Raw genomic sequence first — 15,753 nt, forward strand, 5'->3', positions numbered from 1 at the left:
ATTCCCTCCCGCGAGAGGAGTGCACGAGGGGGATGCCGCTGCTGGCCGCTCTGACGACGCGATACCGCGCCTAGAATCGTTGTGCGGGCTGCGATGGGGATCGCGCTCGCCGACTGCTTCATTCTACAGGCACGGCCGTCCCCCGCGGCGTGCCGGCCCGCGCCCGGAGGCGACCCCATGCTCATCACCGCGTCGACACCGACCGCCCCGCCCGTCACGCGGATGCCGCGTCTGCTGCGTCTGGTCGCCTGGCTCTCCTTCATCGCCGAGACGCTCATCATCGGCACCGGCGGCGCCGTCCGACTCACCGGCTCGGGCCTCGGCTGCCCGACATGGCCGACGTGCACGCCGGAGTCGCTCGTCGCGACGCCCGAGATGGGCATCCACGGTGTGATCGAGTTCGGCAACCGCACGCTCACGGGACTCGTCGGCATCCTCGCGCTGATCGTCGTGGTGCTGGTGTGGCGGATGCGGCGAGCTCGTCGCGACCTGTTCGTCCTGGCGCTCATCGTCCTCGGCGGCGTCGTCGCGCAGGCGATCGTCGGCGGCATCACCGTCCTGACGGGCCTCAACCCCTTCATCGTCGGCTTCCACTACGTCGTGTCCCTGATCCTCGTCTGCGTCTGCGCCGCGTTCCTGGTCCGCATGAAGGAGCCGGCGGGTCCGCGCGAGCGGGTCGTTCCCGCCTGGTATTCCCGTGTGGCTCACCTGACGACAGCCGTTCTCGCCGTGACGATCGGCTTCGGCGTTCTGACCACGGGCGCCGGGCCTCATTCGGGTGACGCCGCCGCCGGGCGCAACGGCTTCGATGCCGAAATCCTCGAGCACGTGCACGCCTGGCCGGGCTACACCCTCCTGGCCCTGACGGTCGTTCTCCTGGGCGTCGCGTGGGCGCGACGGCTTCGTCCGCGCACCTGGGTCACCGTGCTGTTCGCCGCCGAGGTCGTGCAGATCGCCGTCGGCCTCTACCAGGCGCGCAACGGCCTCCCCGAGATCGCCGTCGGCGTGCACATGGTGCTCGCTGCGCTGACCGCGGCCACGATGACGGTCGTCATCCTGCGCCTCAAGGCACCGGTGGCGGCGGCGGCGTCGTCTCACTGACATCTCATAGGGTCCGCATCACTCCCGTCAGGGTCCGTCGGGAACAGTGGCCCGGGCCGCCTGAATCCGGGCGGCTCCGACCCGGAGGAGATTCGATGAACACCCGCCCCCGCCTGACCCGCAGCATCCCGTTCTGGCTGCTCGTCGCAGGCTCCCTCGCATCCAGCGCCGCCGGCGCCGTCATCCTGATCGACAAGCTCGGGACGATGGAGACCGCGCTCACCGCCGGAACCGCGACCGGCGTGGAGGTCTATGTCGGGCAGATCTGGGCCGTCCTCGGCGCGATCCTGATCGGTGTCGGCGCGATCGGCCTGCTTCTGGCCTTCACGCTCGGCTCCCTGCGTGCGTTCGCAACGCCGCGCGAGCAGGTCGCTCCCGTGGCCGAATCATTCGACGACGAGATCGAGACCGAGGCGTCCGACGCGTCTGCGACGACCGAGCAGCCCGTCCTCGACGGGGCCGCACGCTGATCGACCGGTCGACCCGTTGCGTCAGAACGGCAGCAGCGGGTCGACCGCGATGGCGACGAACAGCAGGGTCAGATAGGTGATCGACGCGTGGAACACGCGCATCGGCTGCATCTTCTCGCCACGGACGGCGCGTGCGTACAGGACGTGCGACTCGTAGACGAACCAGCCGCCGAAGACGAGGGCCGACACGGTGTAGACGAGCCCCATCCCCGCGACCGGGATCAGCAGCAGCGAGCTCGCGACCGTCGCCCAGGCGTAGAGGATGACCTGCAGACCGACCTGTGCGCCGTCGCGCGTGGCCCCCAGCATGGGAACGTCGACCTCGGCATAGTCGCCCTTGTACTTCATGGACAGCGGCCAATAGTGCGGCGGCGTCCAGAGGAAGACCAGAAGGAACAGGATGAACGGCGTCCACGCGAGCGAGCCCGTGACGGCGGACCAACCGATGATGACCGGGAAGCAACCGGCGATGCCGCCCCAGACGATGTTCTGCTCGGTGCGACGCTTCAGAAGGATCGTGTAGATCACGACGTAGAAGAAGATGGCGCCGGCGCTGAGGGCGGCAGCCACCCAATTCGTGGACGCCCAGAGCCACACCGTCGAGACGATGGCGAGGGTCCACGAGAAGACGAGCGCACCACGAGGCGACACCTCACCGGTCACGAGGGGACGGTTCTCCGTCCGCTTCATGTGAGCGTCGATGTCGCGATCGAGGTACATGTTGAAGGATGCCGCCGAACCCGCGCTCATAGCGCCGCCGAGGACGGTCGCGACGATGAGCCAGAGGTTGGGAAGGCCGCCCTCCGCCAGGAACATCACCGGAATGGTCGTGACCAGGAGGAGCTCGAGGACACGAGGCTTCGTCAACTGGATGTACGCGCGGACGGTGCGGCCGACCGACTGTCGGGCGGGCGCTGATACGCGCGCGCCGGTGTCCGTGAGTGCCATCGCCCCTGCCGTGTAGATCGTCCTACCGAGTCTACGGCATCCGTCATGGACGGTCCCTTGCGCGGATGCCTCGGCACTTCGCTCACAGCGCACGTCACAGAGCGCCACCCCGGCCTCGGCGGGGGGTCCGCATCGATATGCTGAAAATCCCGGCGCGGGACGCTCCCTCTTCTTCCGAGATCAGCGGCCGTCTGCGCGGAATCACCGACGAAAGGTTTCCAGGTGTCAGAGCTGGTTTGGGACGAGATCGATCGACGCGCGGTTGACACCGCACGGGTGTTGGCGGCGGATGCCGTCGAGAAGGTCGGTAACGGCCACCCGGGGACTGCTATGAGCCTCGCGCCCGCGGCCTACCTGCTCTACCAGCGCGTCCTGCGCCACGATCCCTCCGACACTCATTGGCTGGGCCGCGACCGGTTCATCCTGTCGGCGGGGCACTCCTCGCTGACGCAGTACGTGCAGCTCTACCTCGGCGGATTCGGCCTCGAGCTGGACGATCTGAAGGCGCTGCGCACGTGGGGCTCCCTCACCCCCGGCCACCCCGAGTACGGCCACACGAAGGGCGTCGAGATCACCACGGGCCCGCTCGGCCAGGGGCTCGCCTCCGCTGTCGGCTTCGCCTACGCCGCGCGCTACGAGCGCGGTCTCTTCGACCCCGAGGCGGATGCCGGCACCTCGCCGTTCGACCACCACGTCTTCGTCATCGCCGGTGACGGCGACCTGCAGGAGGGCGTCACCTCCGAGGCCGGTTCGCTCGCCGGGCACCAGCAGCTCGGCAACCTGATCGCGATCTACGACTCGAACCAGATCTCGATCGAGGACGACACGAACGTCGCGTTCACCGAGGACGTTCAGGCCCGGTACGAGGCCTACGGCTGGCAGGTCCAGACGGTCGACTGGAAGAAGACGGGCGAGTACGTCGAAGACGTCGCCGCCCTCCACGCGGCGATCGAGGCCGCGAAAGCGGAGACCTCCAAGCCTTCTCTCATCGTCCTCAAGACGATCATCGGCTGGCCCGCACCCGGCAAGCAGAACACCGGCAAGATCCACGGCTCCGCGCTGGGAGCGGACGAGCTCGCCGGCACCAAGAAGGTTCTCGGGTTCGATCCCGAACAGAGCTTCGCGGTCGCCGACGACGTCCTGGCGCACACACGCTCACTGGCCGATCGCGCCGCGACCGACCGTGTGGCCTGGCAGGAGTCGTTCGACGCCTGGGCCGCCGCCAACCCGGAGCGCAAGGCCCTCCTCGACCGACTCGAAGCGGCGACGCTCCCCGACGGCATCGCTGACGCACTTCCCTCTTTCGAGCCGGGCAAGGATGTCTCCACCCGCGCCGCCTCGGGTGTCGTGATCAACGCTCTCGCGGCTGAACTGCCCGAGCTGTGGGGCGGATCTGCTGACCTCGCCGAGTCCAACCTGACCACGATCAAAGACGCGAAGAGCTTCATCCCGTCCGAGTGGTCCACCCATGAGTGGTCGGGTGACCCTTACGGCCGTGTGCTGCACTTCGGTATCCGCGAACACGCCATGGGCGCGATCATCAACGGCATCAAGCTGCACGGGCCGACGCGTCCGTTCGGCGGCACGTTCCTGATCTTCAGCGACTACATGCGTCCCGCGGTGCGACTGGCTGCGCTCATGAACATCCCCTCGGTGTTCGTCTGGACTCACGATTCCGTCGCCCTCGGCGAGGACGGCCCGACGCACCAGCCGATCGAGCAGCTCGCGACCCTGCGCCTCATCCCGAACTTCACGGTGGTGCGTCCTGCAGACGCGAACGAGACAGCCGCTGCCTGGCTCGAGATCCTGCGGCGCCAGGACGGACCGACCGGCATCGCCCTGACCCGCCAGAACATCGCCGTCTTCCCGCGCGGCGAGAACGGCTACGCGACCACCGAGGGAGTCGCCAAGGGCGCGTACACGCTGCTCGATGCGCCGGAGGGAGAGCCGGACGTGATTCTGATCGCCACCGGCTCCGAGGTGCAGCTGGCCGTTGCCGCCCGTGAGACTCTCGCCGGCGAAGGGATCGGCGCCCGCGTCGTCTCGGCGCCCAGCCTCGAATGGTTCGCCGAGCAGGACTCGGAGTACCGCGACTCGGTCCTTCCCTCGTCGGTGAAGGCCCGCGTCTCGGTCGAGGCGGGAGCCACCGGGCTCTGGCGCGCGGTCGTCGGCGACCGCGGACGCACCGTCGGCATCGACCACTTCGGCGCCTCCGCCGACTACAAGACCCTGTTCGAGAAGTTCGGCGTCACCGCCGATGCGGTCGTGGAAGCGGCCCGCGCAACCGTCAAGGAGAACGCATGAGCACCCCCACTGAGGACTTGTCCGCCGCCGGCGTCAGCATCTGGCTCGACGACCTTTCGCGGTCGCGCATCGACACCGGGAACCTCGCTCAGCTGATCGAGACCCGCGACGTCGTGGGCGTCACGACCAACCCGTCGATCTTCCAGGCTGCCATCGGCAACAAGGAGGACGACTCCTACGACGCGCCTCTCCAGGCGCTCGCGGGCAAGGGTGCGGACGTCGACACGGCGATCTTCGAGATCACCACCACCGACGTGCGCGACGCCGCGGATATCTTCCGTCCCGTGTTCGACCGCACGGACGGCGTCGACGGTCGGGTGTCGATCGAGGTCTCCCCCGATCTCGCACACGACACCGACGCGACCGTCGCGCAGGCCAAGGAGCTGTGGGCCAAGGTCGACCGCCCCAACGCCCTCATCAAGATCCCCGCAACCCTCGCCGGTCTGCCTGCGATCAGCGCCGTGCTGGCCGAGGGGATCTCCGTCAACGTGACGCTCATCTTCAGCCTCGAGCGCTACGCCGCCGTGATGGACGCCTACCTCGACGGCGTCCGCCGGGCCAAGCAGAACGGTCACGACATCTCGACCCTCCACTCGGTCGCCTCGTTCTTCGTGTCGCGCGTGGACACCGAGGTCGACAAGCGCCTCGAGGCGGTCGGAACCGACGCGGCAGCCGCGCTGAAGGGCAAGGCGGGCATCGCGAACGCACGTCTCGCCTACGAGCTGTTCGAGAAGCGGTTCGCGGAGTCGGACGCTGCGGAACTGATCGCCGCCGGCGCGAACGTACAGCGCCCCCTGTGGGCATCGACCGGCGTCAAGGATCCCGCGCTCCCCGACACCCTCTACGTGACCGAACTGGTCGCCCCGGGTACGGTCAACACCATGCCCGAGAAGACGCTCGAGGCCACGTTCGACCACGCGAAGGTCACCGGCGACACGGTGACGGGTGCGTACGAGGACGCCCACCGCGTCTTCGACCAGCTGGCCGAGGCGGGCGTCGACCTGGTCGACGTCACTCAGGTGCTCGAGGATGAGGGTGTCGAGAAGTTCATCGTGTCCTGGCATGACCTGCAGAGCACGGTGCGCGCGGCCCTCGACAGCGCGCGCTGAGCGATGGTTGTGGAGATCTCGCGGGGGACCAACCCCCTCCGCGACCCCGACGATCGTCGGCTCAACCGCATCGCGGGACCGAGTGCGCTCGTGATCTTCGGCGTGACGGGTGACCTGTCACGCAAGAAGCTCATGCCTGCCGTGTACGACCTCGCCAACCGCGGGCTTCTCCCGCCCGGTTTCGCACTGGTCGGGTTCGCCCGACGCGACTGGGAGGACCAGGACTTCGCCAAGGTGGTCTACGAGGCGGTGCGCCAGCACGCTCGGACGCCGTTCCGCGAGGAGACCTGGAACCAGCTGCTGCAGGGCATCCGGTTCGTCCAGGGCGAGTTCGACGACCCGTCGTCCTTCAGCCGTCTCCGTGAGACGGTCGAGAAGCTCGACACCGAGCGCGGCACGATGGGCAACCACGCCTTCTACCTCTCGATCCCTCCGAAGGACTTCCCCGTCGTCGCGCGACAGTTGCGCGATTCGGGCCTCGTCGACGAGCACGCGGACGGCGACACGTGGCGTCGCGTGGTCATCGAGAAGCCGTTCGGCAGCGACCTGCAGACCGCGCGGGAGCTGAACGAGGCCCTCGAAGTCGCGTTCCCCGCCGACGCGATCTTCCGGATCGATCACTACCTCGGCAAGGAGACGGTCCAGAACATCCTGGCGCTGCGCTTCGCCAACGAGCTGTACGAGCCGCTGTGGAACGCCAACTACGTCGACCACGTGCAGATCACCATGGCCGAGGACATCGGCGTGGGCGGCCGTGCGGGCTACTACGACGGGATCGGCGCCGCCCGCGACGTCATCCAGAACCACCTGCTGCAGCTCCTCGCCCTCACCGCGATGGAGGAACCCATCTCGCTCGACGCGGAGCACCTGCGCGCCGAGAAAGAGAAGGTGCTCGCCGCGGTCACGCTGCCCGAGGACCTCTCGACGGCAACGGCTCGCGGACAGTACGCCGGCGGGTGGCAGGGCGGGGAGGACGTCACCGCCTTCCTCGACGAAGACGGCATGGACCCGCAGTCGCGCACCGAGACGTACGCCGCCATCAAGCTGGAGATCGCCACGCGCAGGTGGAACGGTGTGCCGTTCTACCTGCGGACCGGCAAACGCCTGGGCCGCCGCGTGACCGAGATCGCTGTCGTCTTCAAGCACACTCCTCCCCTGCTGTTCCTGCGCTCGCAGGCGCTGCAGCTGGGGCAGAACGCGCTCGTCATCCGCATCCAGCCCGATGAGGGCGTGACGCTGCGGTTCGGCTCCAAGGTGCCCGGTGCCGGCAATGAGGTCCGCGACGTGACCATGGACTTCGGCTACGGCCACGCGTTCACCGAATCGAGCCCCGAGGCCTACGAGCGACTCATCCTCGACGTCCTCCTCGGCGATCCGCCGCTGTTCCCCCGGCACGAGGAAGTCGAGCTGTCCTGGCGCATCCTCGATCCGGTCGAACAGTACTGGGCGGAGCAGGACGAGCCGCTCGAACAGTACTCCCCGGGCTCCTGGGGTCCCCCGTCCGCCGATGAGCTCTTGGCCCGCGACGGCCGCGTCTGGAGGCGTCCATGATCGTCGATCTGCCCGACACCACGGTGTCCACGATCGCGAAGAAGCTCGTGAGCGTGCGCGAAGAGGGCGGCGCCGTCGCCCTCGGACGCGTCCTCACCCTCGTGATCGTCTCGACAGGCGGCCTGGACGAGGAAGCGATCGATGCGGCGAATGCGGCATCCCGTGAACACCCGATGCGCGTCATCGTCCTCGTCGTCGAACCCGACGCTCCGACCGGACTGGACGCGCAGATCCGCGTCGGCGGCGACGCGGGCGCGAGCGAGGTCGTCGTGCTGCGTGCCCGTGGCGCGGCCGCCGGCAACCAGGAGAGCCTCATCAACGGGCTCCTCCTGCCCGACGCCCCTGTCGTCGCCTGGTGGCCGGATGACCCGCCCACCGACACCGCGCACTCCCCCATCGGTCGCATCGCGAAGCGACGCATCACGGATGCCTCGACGGAGCCGTTCTCGCCTGACCGTCTCGAGCAGCTCGGCTCCGGCTACGAGCCCGGCGACACCGACCTCGCTTGGACGCGTCTGACGCACTGGCGCGAGCAACTGGCCGCGGTCCTGGACCAGCCGCCGTTCGAGCCGGTGACGGCCGTCCGAGTGGTGGGTGCCGGCAGCTCGCCGTCCACGGGACTCCTGGCCGCGTGGCTGCGGCTGAAGCTCGACGTGGCCGTGGAGTGGCATTATACCGACGCAGAGGAATGGGCTCACGGCATCCGCTCCGTCACGCTGTCCCGCTCGTCCGGCGACATCGTCCTGGAGCGCACGAACGCGACGGATGCCACGCTCACGCAGCCGGGCCAGCCCACGCACGACATCGTGCTGCCGCGTCGATCGCTCCGCGAATGCCTGGCGGAGGAGCTGCGTCGCCTCGACCCGGACCTCTTGTATGGTCGAGTGATCACCGAAGGGTGGGAGCTCCTCGACCCTCCCACGAGGTAGGAGTCGCATGTCGGAGTTCCGCGCGGAGAAGCGCGTCGTCGTCAGCCCGGATGCCCGGGCCCTGGCCGAAGGTGTCGCGAGGCGCTTCTTCCAACGGATCTCGTCGCGTGCCGCCGAAGGGAAGACGACGCACGTCCTCCTGACCGGCGGCACCGCGGGCACCTCCGTCCTGCAGGCGGCGGGAGAGAGCCCCGCTCGGCACGACGTCGACTGGTCGAACGTGCACTTCTGGTGGGGCGACGAGAGGTTCGTGCCGGCGGATGACCCCGCCCGCAACGAGAACGCGGCGCGGGAGGCATTCCTCTCCCGCATCGACGTCCCGACCCGGAACGTCCACCCGATCGCCGCTGCCGGCACGGGCCGCAGCCACGACGAGGCAGCCGCCGACTACGCCTCGGAGCTCGCCGCACACGGTACCGCGGAGCAGGCGTGGCCGCGGTTCACCATCGCCTTCCTCGGCGTCGGTCCGGACGGCCACATCGCCTCGCTCTTCCCCGATCGGGGCGAGATCGGCGACACCGAGAACTCCGTCCTCGCTGTGCGCGATTCGCCCGTCCCGCCGTCCGACCGCATCACGCTGACGCGCCCGGTCATCAACTCGTCGCGGCGCGTGTGGCTCGTCCTGCCCGGCACGGACAAGGCATCCGCTCTCGGACTCGCGCTCGCGGGTGCGAGTTACCACTCCGTTCCAGCGGCTGGCGCGAAAGGCCGCAAGCAGACCGTGTTCTTCGTCGATGAGGCGGCCGCTCAGGGTGTACCGGAGGAACTGATAGACCCCGAGTTCTGAAAGAACCCGGGGTCTGTCGAAGAGTCGAGTGAGGCTCAGTCCTGGCCGCGCCGCTCCCGAAGCTGCTGGAGCGCGTCGCCGAGGATCGACTCGGCTTCCTCGTCCGTCCGTCGCTCCTTCACATAGGCGAGGTGCGTCTTGTAGGGCTCCGTCTTCGCGACCGCAGGCGGGTTCGCCTTGTCGCGGCCGGCGGGGAGACCGGAGTGAGGCGAATCGATCGTCTCGGGGATCTCCTCCTCGGCGATCCCGGCGGCGAAGTAGCGCACCGTCTCGTTGCCGAGCGCGTCCCAGTAGGACACCGCCACGCGGTCGGCGTGGTGGCCGTGATCCTGCTCCCCCATGGGACCGGCGCCGACGCGCGTGCCCCGGATAGCGTTTCCCCCGGTTGCCATCAGATGCTCTGGAACTTGGTGATGAGCCCGAGCGCCACGATGGCGACGAACCAGATGAGCGCCAGCACCACGGTGAAGCGGTTGAGGTTGCGCTCGGCCAGGCCCGAGGAGCCCATGGCGGAGCTCATGCCGCCTCCGAACATGTCGGAGAGGCCGCCGCCGCGTCCCTTGTGCAGGAGGATCAGAAGCGTGAGCAGGAGGCTGGTGATTCCCAGCAGCACCTGCAGCACAAGCTGGAGGATGTCCACAGTCGTTGAAAGCCTTTCGGGTCGCCGAGTGACTCAGCGTTCGCACGAGTATACCGGCTGAGCGGTGCGACGCCGTGAGGCGCCGCACCGCTCGAGCTCATACGCCGACGTGCTTCTGGTATCGGATGATCGCGGCGAACTCGTCCGCCAAGAGGCTCGCGCCGCCGACGAGGGCGCCGTCGACGTCGGGCTCGCGCATGAAGCTCGCGATGTTGCCGGACTTCACCGATCCGCCGTACAGGATGCGGGTGCGCTCGGCAGCGGTCTCCCCCAGCGACTCCGCGACCACAGTACGCAGCGCCGCGCAGACCTCCTGAGCCTGCTCGGGCGACGCGACCTGACCGGTCCCGATGGCCCACACGGGCTCGTAGGCGACGACGACGTCCGCGTCGGAGGCCACACCTTCGAGAGCGGCACGCAACTGCGCGACGGACACGGCCGTGGGGCCGGACTCCTCGCGCTGCTCGAGTGTCTCGCCGACGCAGATCACCGGAACGAGGCCGTGCCGCAGCGCGGCCTGGACCTTGCCGGCGACGACCTGGTCGGACTCCGCGTGGTACTCACGACGCTCGGAGTGACCGATGATCACGTAGCTGACATCGAGCTTCTTGAGGAACGCGCCGGAGACCTCACCGGTGTAGGCGCCGGAGTCCTTCGTCGACACGTCCTGCGCACCCAGGGCGAACGGGATCTTGTCGGCGTCGATGAGGGTCTGCACCGTGCGGATGTCGGTGAACGGCGGGAACACGGCGACCTCGACCGAGTCGGTCTCGTGCGCGGCATCCTTCAGCGTCCAGTGCAGCTTCTGGACGAAGGCGACCGCCTGCAGGTGGTCGAGGTTCATCTTCCAGTTGCCGGCGATGAGCGGGGTGCGGGTCACGCTTCCCATCCGAGGATCTCCAATCCGGGGAGCTTCTTGCCCTCGAGGAACTCGAGGCTGGCTCCACCACCGGTGGAGATGTGGCCGAAGGCGTCGTCGGTGAAGCCCAGCTGACGCACGGCGGCCGCTGAGTCGCCGCCCCCGACGACGGACAGACCGTCGACCTCGGTGAGGGCTTGCGCGACGGTCTTCGTCCCCGCGGCGAAGGCTGCCATCTCGAACACGCCCATGGGCCCGTTCCAGAAGACCGTCTTCGCCCCGCGGATCGCGTCGGCGAACAGCTCGGCCGTCTTCGGTCCGATGTCGAGGCCCATGCCGTCCGCACCGAAATCGGTGTCTTCGAGGGCATCGGCGGATGCCACGACGTGGTCCGCGTCGGCTGCGAAACCGGACGCCATCACGGCATCGACCGGAAGGATCAGTTCGACGCCGCGCTCGCGCGCCGTCTCCATGTATCCGCGGACGGTGTCGAGCTGGTCGACCTCGAGGAGGCTCTTGCCGACCTTGTGGCCCTGGGCCGCGAGGAAGGTGAAGAGCATGCCGCCACCGACGAGGATCTTGTCCACGCGCGGCAGGAGGTGCTCGATGACACCGAGCTTGTCACTGACCTTGGAACCGCCCAGGACGACCGCGTACGGACGCTCGGGACGCTCGGTGAGGCGATCGAGGACGTCGACCTCCTTCTCGATCAGGAGGCCGGCAGCCGATGGGAGGAGCTCCGCGAGGTCGTAGACCGACGCCTGCTTGCGGTGAACGACACCGAACCCGTCGGAGACGAGCGCATCGCCGTGCGCCGCGAGCTGCTCGGCGAAGCCACGACGCGTCGCGTCGTCCTTCGCCGTCTCGCCGGCGTCGAAGCGGAGGTTCTCGAGCACGGCGACCTGGCCGGCCTCGAGGCCCGCGACGACATCACGGGCCGAGTCGCCCACGGTGTCGGTGGCGAAAGCGACGTCCTGACCCAACAGCTCGGACAGTCGCGTCGCGACGGGCGCGAGGCTGTACTTCGCGTCAGGCGCCCCGTCCGGACGACCGAGGTGGGAGACCGCGATGACGCGCGCCCCCTGCTCGACCAACGCACGGAGCGTGGGGATGGCCGCACGCACGCGGCCATCGTCCGTGATGACGCCGTCCTTCAGGGGGACGTTGAAGTCAACACGGACGATGACGCGCTTGCCTGCGAGCGAACCCAGCGAATCGAGGGTGCGCAGAGCCATCGTCAGAGCTTGCTGGCGACGAGCTCGGTGAGGTCGACGAGACGGTTCGAGTAGCCCCACTCGTTGTCGTACCACGACGAGATCTTGACGAGGTTGCCCGAGACGTTGGTCTGGCCCGCGTCGAAGACCGACGAGTGCGGGTCGAGCTGGATGTCGCTCGAGACGATCGCGTCGGTGTTGTACTTCAGGTAACCGACGAGCTCGCCCTCGGCTGCAGCCTTCTCGAATGCCGCGTTGATGACCTCGGCGGTCAGCCCCTCGGTCGGGGTGACGACCGTGAGGTCGACGATCGAGCCGGTGGGCACGGGGACGCGGTACGACGACCCGCTCAGCTTGCCGTTCAGCTCGGGGAGGACGAGGCCGATGGCCTTGGCCGCACCGGTGGCGGCGGGGACGATGTTGATCGCGGCGGCGCGGGCGCGGTGCAGGTCGCCGTGGGGGCCGTCCTGCAGGTTCTGGTCGGCGGTGTACGCGTGGGCGGTCATCATGAAGCCGCGCTCGATGCCGAAGTTGTCGTTGAAGACCTTGGCGATCGGGGCGAGGCAGTTCGTGGTGCAGGACGCGTTCGAGATGACGTGCATCGTCTCGGAGTCGTACGAGCCGTCGTTGACGCCCATCACGAAGGTGCCGTCGACGTCGGTGCCCGGCGCCGAGATGATGACCTTCTTCGCGCCGCCGTCGATGTGCTTCTTGGCGTCGGCCGCCTTGGTGAAGCGACCGGTCGACTCGATGACGATGTCGACGCCCAGGTCGCCCCAGGGCAGGTTGGCGGGGTCGCGCTCTTCGAAGACCTTGATGGTCTTGCCGTTCACGTTGATCGAGTCCTCGGTGTACGAGACCTCGGCGTCGAGGCGACCACCGACCGAGTCGTACTTGAGGAGGTGAGCGAGGCTCTTGTTGTCGGTGAGGTCGTTCACCGCCACGATCTCCAGGTCAGCTCCCTGCGCGAGTGCCGCGCGAAGGAAGTTGCGTCCGATACGGCCGAAGCCGTTGATGCCGATCTTGACAGACACGTTGTCTCCCGTTTTTCTTCGCGCACGCCCCATGGACGGGGTCGACCCGCGATGTGCTGGAAATGAGAGAGGATGCCGGGGCTCAGCCCCCGTTGCCGGGAGGAGCCCGGCATCCTCACCTGTGAACGACCCTACTACTAGAGCAGGCCCGCCGTCTTCTCGCGCGCGGCGTCGAGACGCTGTGCGACGTTCTGCCAGTTGGCGATGTTCCATGCCGCCTTGACGTAGTCCGCCTTGACGTTGAGGTAGTCGAGGTAGAAGGCGTGCTCCCACATGTCGAGCTGGAAGATCGGGACGGTGCCCTGGGCGGTGTTCGACTGCTGGTCGAACAGCTGCTGGATGATCAGCTGCTGGCCGATGGGGTCCCAGCTGAGGACGGCCCAGCCGGAGCCCTGGATGCCCGTGGCAGCCGCGGTGAAGTGCGCCTGGAACTTGTCGAAGCCGCCGAAGAACTCGTCGATGGCTGCGCGCAGCTCGCCCTCGGGCTCGCCACCGCCGCCCTGCGACGCGGGAGCCAGGTTGGTCCAGAAGATCGAGTGGTTGACGTGTCCGCCGAGGTTGAACGCGAGGTCCTTCTCGAGCTTGTTGACGTTCGCGAGGTTGCCGGTCTCGCGCGCCTCCGCGAGCTGCTCGAGGGCGGTGTTGGCTCCCGTGACGTACGCCTGGTGGTGCTTCGAGTGGTGAAGCTCCATGATCTTGCCGCTGATGCTCGGCTCGAGCGCGGAGTAGTCGTACGGGAGCTCAGGCAGGGTGTACTTCGCCATGTCCTCTTCCTTCTGTCGGTGCCGCGCACGCGGCGCGGCCGGTCGGATTCATCCTATTGAGGACCAACTCACCGGGCACCCGGTTGCTTCCCGGGAAGAGGGGATGTATCCCGTCAGTCCTCGAGACCGGCGGGGACGGCTGACTCCGTGTCAGGGATCCCGTCCTGCGCGGCCTTCTTATCCGCCATCGCGAGGAGACGGCGGATGCGGCCCGCGACGGCATCCTTCGTCAGCGGCGGATCGGCGTGGTGCCCGAGCTCGTCGAGGCTCGCATCCCGGTGCGCGAGGCGGAGGTCGCCGGCCTGCTTGAGGTGGTCGGGGACGGTGTCCCCGAGGATCTCGAGCGCGCGCTCCACACGCGCGCAGGCAGCGACGGCGGCCTGCGCGGACCGGCGCAGGTTGGCGTCGTCGAAGTTGACGAGGCGGTTCACCCCCGCGCGCACCTCCCGACGCTGACGCATCTCCTCCCACGCGGCGGCGGTCTTCTGCGCGCCCATCATGAGCAGCGTGGCGCGGATCGCCTCGCCGTCACGGACGACGACGCGAGGCACCCCGCGCACTTCGCGGGCCTTCGCGGCGATACCGAGGCGGTGTGCGGCGCCGACGAGTGCCATCGCCGCCTCGCCGGAGGGACATGCCACCTCGAGTGCTGCGGAGCGGCCGGGGTCCGACAGGGTCCCGGCGGCGAGGAACGCCCCGCGCCACACGGCGGCGAGATCCGGGCGCGCTCCGGTGGTCAGCTTGTTGGGAAGACCGCGGACAGGACGGCGACGGTTGTCGAGCAGACCGGTCTGCCGAGCGAGGGTCTCACCGCCCTCGATGACGCGAACGGCGACGAGATTGGCAGCGCGTCCGCCCGAGGACTGCACGTGAGCCAGTTCCGGACGGACACCGTAGATCTCGACGAGGTCGCGGGCGACGCGGCGGGCCAGGATGTCGGTCTCGACCTCCGCCTCGACGGCTACCCGACCCGCGATGGAGTGGAGCCCTCCCGAGAACCGGAGGATCGTGGTCAGCTCTGCGACGCGCGCCGTGGGCCGGGGATCACGGACCGAGGTGAGTTCCGTCTTCACGTCAGCAGTCAGCGGCACGGCGATCCTTCGGTGGGGGCGATCGGGGACAAAGGATCAGCTTACTCGCGCACCGGTCACTCGCGACCCAGGTCGCGGTGCGTGACCCTCACCGCGACGCCGGATTCCGCGGCCAGACGCTCGCCGAGCTCGATCGCCGTGACCACTGATCGGTGCTTGCCGCCGGTGCAGCCGATCGCGACAACCGAGTGTCGCTTGTTCTCACGCTGGTACCCCTGCAGAACGGGATGGAGAGCCGCCGCATAGGTATCGATGAATTCGCGAGCGCCCTCCTGCTCGAGAACGAAGTCGCGGACGGCGTCATCCTCCCCCGTCAGGGCGCGCAGGGACGGGTCCCAGTACGGATTCGGCAGGAAGCGCATGTCCGCCACGAGGTCGACGTCGGGGGGAAGGCCGTACTTGAAGCCGAAGCTCATCACCGAGACCGTGTGACGGGCGTCGCCGTCCGCGCTGAACAGGTCGACGATCCGGTTCGCCAGCTGATGGATGTTGAGCGCACTCGTATCGACGATGACGTCGGCGGCCTCCCGGATCGCCGCGACCCGCTCGCGCTCGCGTCGGATGCCGTCGAGGATCGTCCCCTCCCCCTGCAGGGGATGCGGGCGCCGTACGGCCTCGAAGCGGCGCACGAGCACCTCATCGGCGGCATCCAGGAACAGGACACGCAGCTGACGTCCGTCCCGAAGCGAACGTGTCACCGACGGGAGCTCGCCGAACAGCTGGCGCCCGCGGACGTCCACGACGGCGGCCACCTTCGGAAGGGCGTCTGCCGCGAGAGCCGTCAAGTCGAGAAGGTGCGACAGCATCTGCGGCGGAAGGTTGTCGACGACGTACCAGTCGAGATCCTCGAGAGCGTTCGCCGCGGTCGTCCGGCCGGCGCCGGACATGCCCGTGACGATCAGGACCTCGCCTGCCGTCTGGCCGTCCATTCCTGCTCCGCCCTTCACGCGTG

The 15,753-nt window shown here is 68.4% G+C and carries 16 protein-coding genes; 7 read left to right on the plus strand and 9 right to left on the minus strand.

What is annotated here, in order from left to right:
- The first annotated feature begins 177 nt into the window (after nucleotides 1-177).
- Both BBA86_RS06175 and BBA86_RS06180 read left to right on the plus strand, forming a co-directional pair.
- A complete protein-coding gene (locus BBA86_RS06175) occupies nucleotides 178-1,101 on the plus strand; it encodes a COX15/CtaA family protein (protein WP_065570760.1) in 924 nt (307 codons plus the stop codon).
- Nucleotides 1,102-1,196: 95 nt separating this feature from the next.
- Entirely contained in the window at nucleotides 1,197-1,571 is a 375-nt protein-coding gene (locus BBA86_RS06180; protein WP_065570761.1) for a dinucleotide-utilizing enzyme, read from the plus strand.
- A 21-nt stretch (nucleotides 1,572-1,592) separates the two neighbouring features.
- Here the strand turns inward: BBA86_RS06180 and BBA86_RS06185 are convergent, their stop codons facing one another.
- On the minus strand, nucleotides 1,593-2,519 hold the full coding sequence (locus BBA86_RS06185; protein ID WP_065570762.1) for a heme o synthase: 927 nt from the start codon (nucleotides 2,517-2,519) through the stop codon (nucleotides 1,593-1,595).
- Nucleotides 2,520-2,741: 222 nt separating this feature from the next.
- On the opposite strand from BBA86_RS06185, the gene tkt reads away from it, so the two are divergent.
- Genes tkt through pgl form a run of 5 tightly spaced genes read left to right on the plus strand, consistent with a single transcriptional unit; the run spans nucleotide 2,742 to nucleotide 9,199 of the window.
- Nucleotides 2,742-4,823 (plus strand): transketolase, encoded by a 2,082-nt coding sequence (gene tkt / locus BBA86_RS06190; RefSeq protein ID WP_065570763.1) that lies wholly within the window; start codon nucleotides 2,742-2,744, stop codon nucleotides 4,821-4,823.
- Complete coding sequence (gene tal, locus BBA86_RS06195; protein WP_065570764.1) at nucleotides 4,820-5,932, plus strand: transaldolase; 1,113 nt, start codon at nucleotides 4,820-4,822, stop codon at nucleotides 5,930-5,932. Before tkt ends, tal begins: the two co-directional genes overlap by 4 nt.
- Before the next feature lie 3 nt (nucleotides 5,933-5,935).
- A complete protein-coding gene (zwf, locus tag BBA86_RS06200) occupies nucleotides 5,936-7,483 on the plus strand; it encodes a glucose-6-phosphate dehydrogenase (protein ID WP_065570765.1) in 1,548 nt (515 codons plus the stop codon).
- Nucleotides 7,480-8,412, plus strand: a complete 933-nt coding sequence (locus BBA86_RS06205) for a glucose-6-phosphate dehydrogenase assembly protein OpcA (protein WP_065570766.1) — start codon at nucleotides 7,480-7,482, stop codon at nucleotides 8,410-8,412. Before zwf ends, BBA86_RS06205 begins: the two co-directional genes overlap by 4 nt.
- Before the next feature lie 7 nt (nucleotides 8,413-8,419).
- Entirely contained in the window at nucleotides 8,420-9,199 is a 780-nt protein-coding gene (gene pgl, locus BBA86_RS06210) for a 6-phosphogluconolactonase (protein WP_065570767.1), read from the plus strand.
- Nucleotides 9,200-9,234: 35 nt separating this feature from the next.
- Here pgl and BBA86_RS06215 read toward each other — a convergent pair whose 3' ends face one another.
- The 8 genes from BBA86_RS06215 to rapZ all read right to left on the minus strand — a co-directional run bounded on the left by BBA86_RS06215 (nucleotide 9,235) and on the right by rapZ (nucleotide 15,730).
- Nucleotides 9,235-9,591: an RNA polymerase-binding protein RbpA gene (locus tag BBA86_RS06215; protein WP_065570768.1), complete on the minus strand. Its 357-nt coding sequence runs from the start codon at nucleotides 9,589-9,591 to the stop codon at nucleotides 9,235-9,237.
- Entirely contained in the window at nucleotides 9,591-9,839 is a 249-nt protein-coding gene (gene secG / locus BBA86_RS06220; RefSeq protein WP_065570769.1) for a preprotein translocase subunit SecG, read from the minus strand. The genes BBA86_RS06215 and secG overlap by 1 nt, the downstream gene beginning before the upstream one ends.
- Nucleotides 9,840-9,936: 97 nt before the next feature.
- Nucleotides 9,937-10,728 carry a triose-phosphate isomerase gene (gene tpiA / locus BBA86_RS06225; RefSeq protein WP_065570770.1) on the minus strand — a complete coding sequence of 264 codons (792 nt, stop codon included), beginning with the start codon at nucleotides 10,726-10,728 and terminating at the stop codon, nucleotides 9,937-9,939.
- Nucleotides 10,716-11,933, minus strand: a complete 1,218-nt coding sequence (locus BBA86_RS06230; protein WP_065570771.1) for a phosphoglycerate kinase — start codon at nucleotides 11,931-11,933, stop codon at nucleotides 10,716-10,718. Before BBA86_RS06230 ends, tpiA begins: the two co-directional genes overlap by 13 nt.
- Nucleotides 11,934-11,935: 2 nt before the next feature.
- The gene (gene gap, locus BBA86_RS06235; protein WP_065570772.1) at nucleotides 11,936-12,946 is read right to left on the minus strand and encodes a type I glyceraldehyde-3-phosphate dehydrogenase; all 1,011 of its coding nucleotides are present in this window, start codon (nucleotides 12,944-12,946) and stop codon (nucleotides 11,936-11,938) included.
- Nucleotides 12,947-13,083: 137 nt separating this feature from the next.
- A complete protein-coding gene (locus BBA86_RS06240) occupies nucleotides 13,084-13,710 on the minus strand; it encodes a superoxide dismutase (RefSeq protein WP_065570773.1) in 627 nt (208 codons plus the stop codon).
- A gap of 113 nt (nucleotides 13,711-13,823) precedes the next feature.
- Entirely contained in the window at nucleotides 13,824-14,801 is a 978-nt protein-coding gene (gene whiA, locus BBA86_RS06245) for a DNA-binding protein WhiA (protein WP_065570774.1), read from the minus strand.
- A gap of 56 nt (nucleotides 14,802-14,857) precedes the next feature.
- On the minus strand, nucleotides 14,858-15,730 hold the full coding sequence (gene rapZ, locus BBA86_RS06250; RefSeq protein ID WP_065570775.1) for an RNase adapter RapZ: 873 nt from the start codon (nucleotides 15,728-15,730) through the stop codon (nucleotides 14,858-14,860).
- Nucleotides 15,731-15,753: the final 23 nt, after the last annotated feature.

It is taken from the genome of Microbacterium oleivorans, from assembly GCF_001691565.1.
Lineage (GTDB): Bacteria > Actinomycetota > Actinomycetes > Actinomycetales > Microbacteriaceae > Microbacterium > Microbacterium oleivorans_B.

Coding starts and splice junctions, on each gene's coding strand:
- BBA86_RS06205 (WP_065570766.1), top strand. CDS start 7,480: ATGATCGTCGATCTGCCCGACACCACGGTGTCCACGATCGCGAAGAAG.
- BBA86_RS06185 (WP_065570762.1), bottom strand. CDS start 2,519: ATGGCACTCACGGACACCGGCGCGCGCGTATCAGCGCCCGCCCGACAG.
- pgl (WP_065570767.1), top strand. CDS start 8,420: ATGTCGGAGTTCCGCGCGGAGAAGCGCGTCGTCGTCAGCCCGGATGCC.
- BBA86_RS06175 (WP_065570760.1), top strand. CDS start 178: ATGCTCATCACCGCGTCGACACCGACCGCCCCGCCCGTCACGCGGATG.
- BBA86_RS06180 (WP_065570761.1), top strand. CDS start 1,197: ATGAACACCCGCCCCCGCCTGACCCGCAGCATCCCGTTCTGGCTGCTC.
- BBA86_RS06215 (WP_065570768.1), bottom strand. CDS start 9,591: ATGGCAACCGGGGGAAACGCTATCCGGGGCACGCGCGTCGGCGCCGGT.
- rapZ (WP_065570775.1), bottom strand. CDS start 15,730: ATGGACGGCCAGACGGCAGGCGAGGTCCTGATCGTCACGGGCATGTCC.
- zwf (WP_065570765.1), top strand. CDS start 5,936: ATGGTTGTGGAGATCTCGCGGGGGACCAACCCCCTCCGCGACCCCGAC.
- BBA86_RS06230 (WP_065570771.1), bottom strand. CDS start 11,933: ATGGCTCTGCGCACCCTCGATTCGCTGGGTTCGCTCGCAGGCAAGCGC.
- BBA86_RS06240 (WP_065570773.1), bottom strand. CDS start 13,710: ATGGCGAAGTACACCCTGCCTGAGCTCCCGTACGACTACTCCGCGCTC.
- tpiA (WP_065570770.1), bottom strand. CDS start 10,728: ATGGGAAGCGTGACCCGCACCCCGCTCATCGCCGGCAACTGGAAGATG.
- tal (WP_065570764.1), top strand. CDS start 4,820: ATGAGCACCCCCACTGAGGACTTGTCCGCCGCCGGCGTCAGCATCTGG.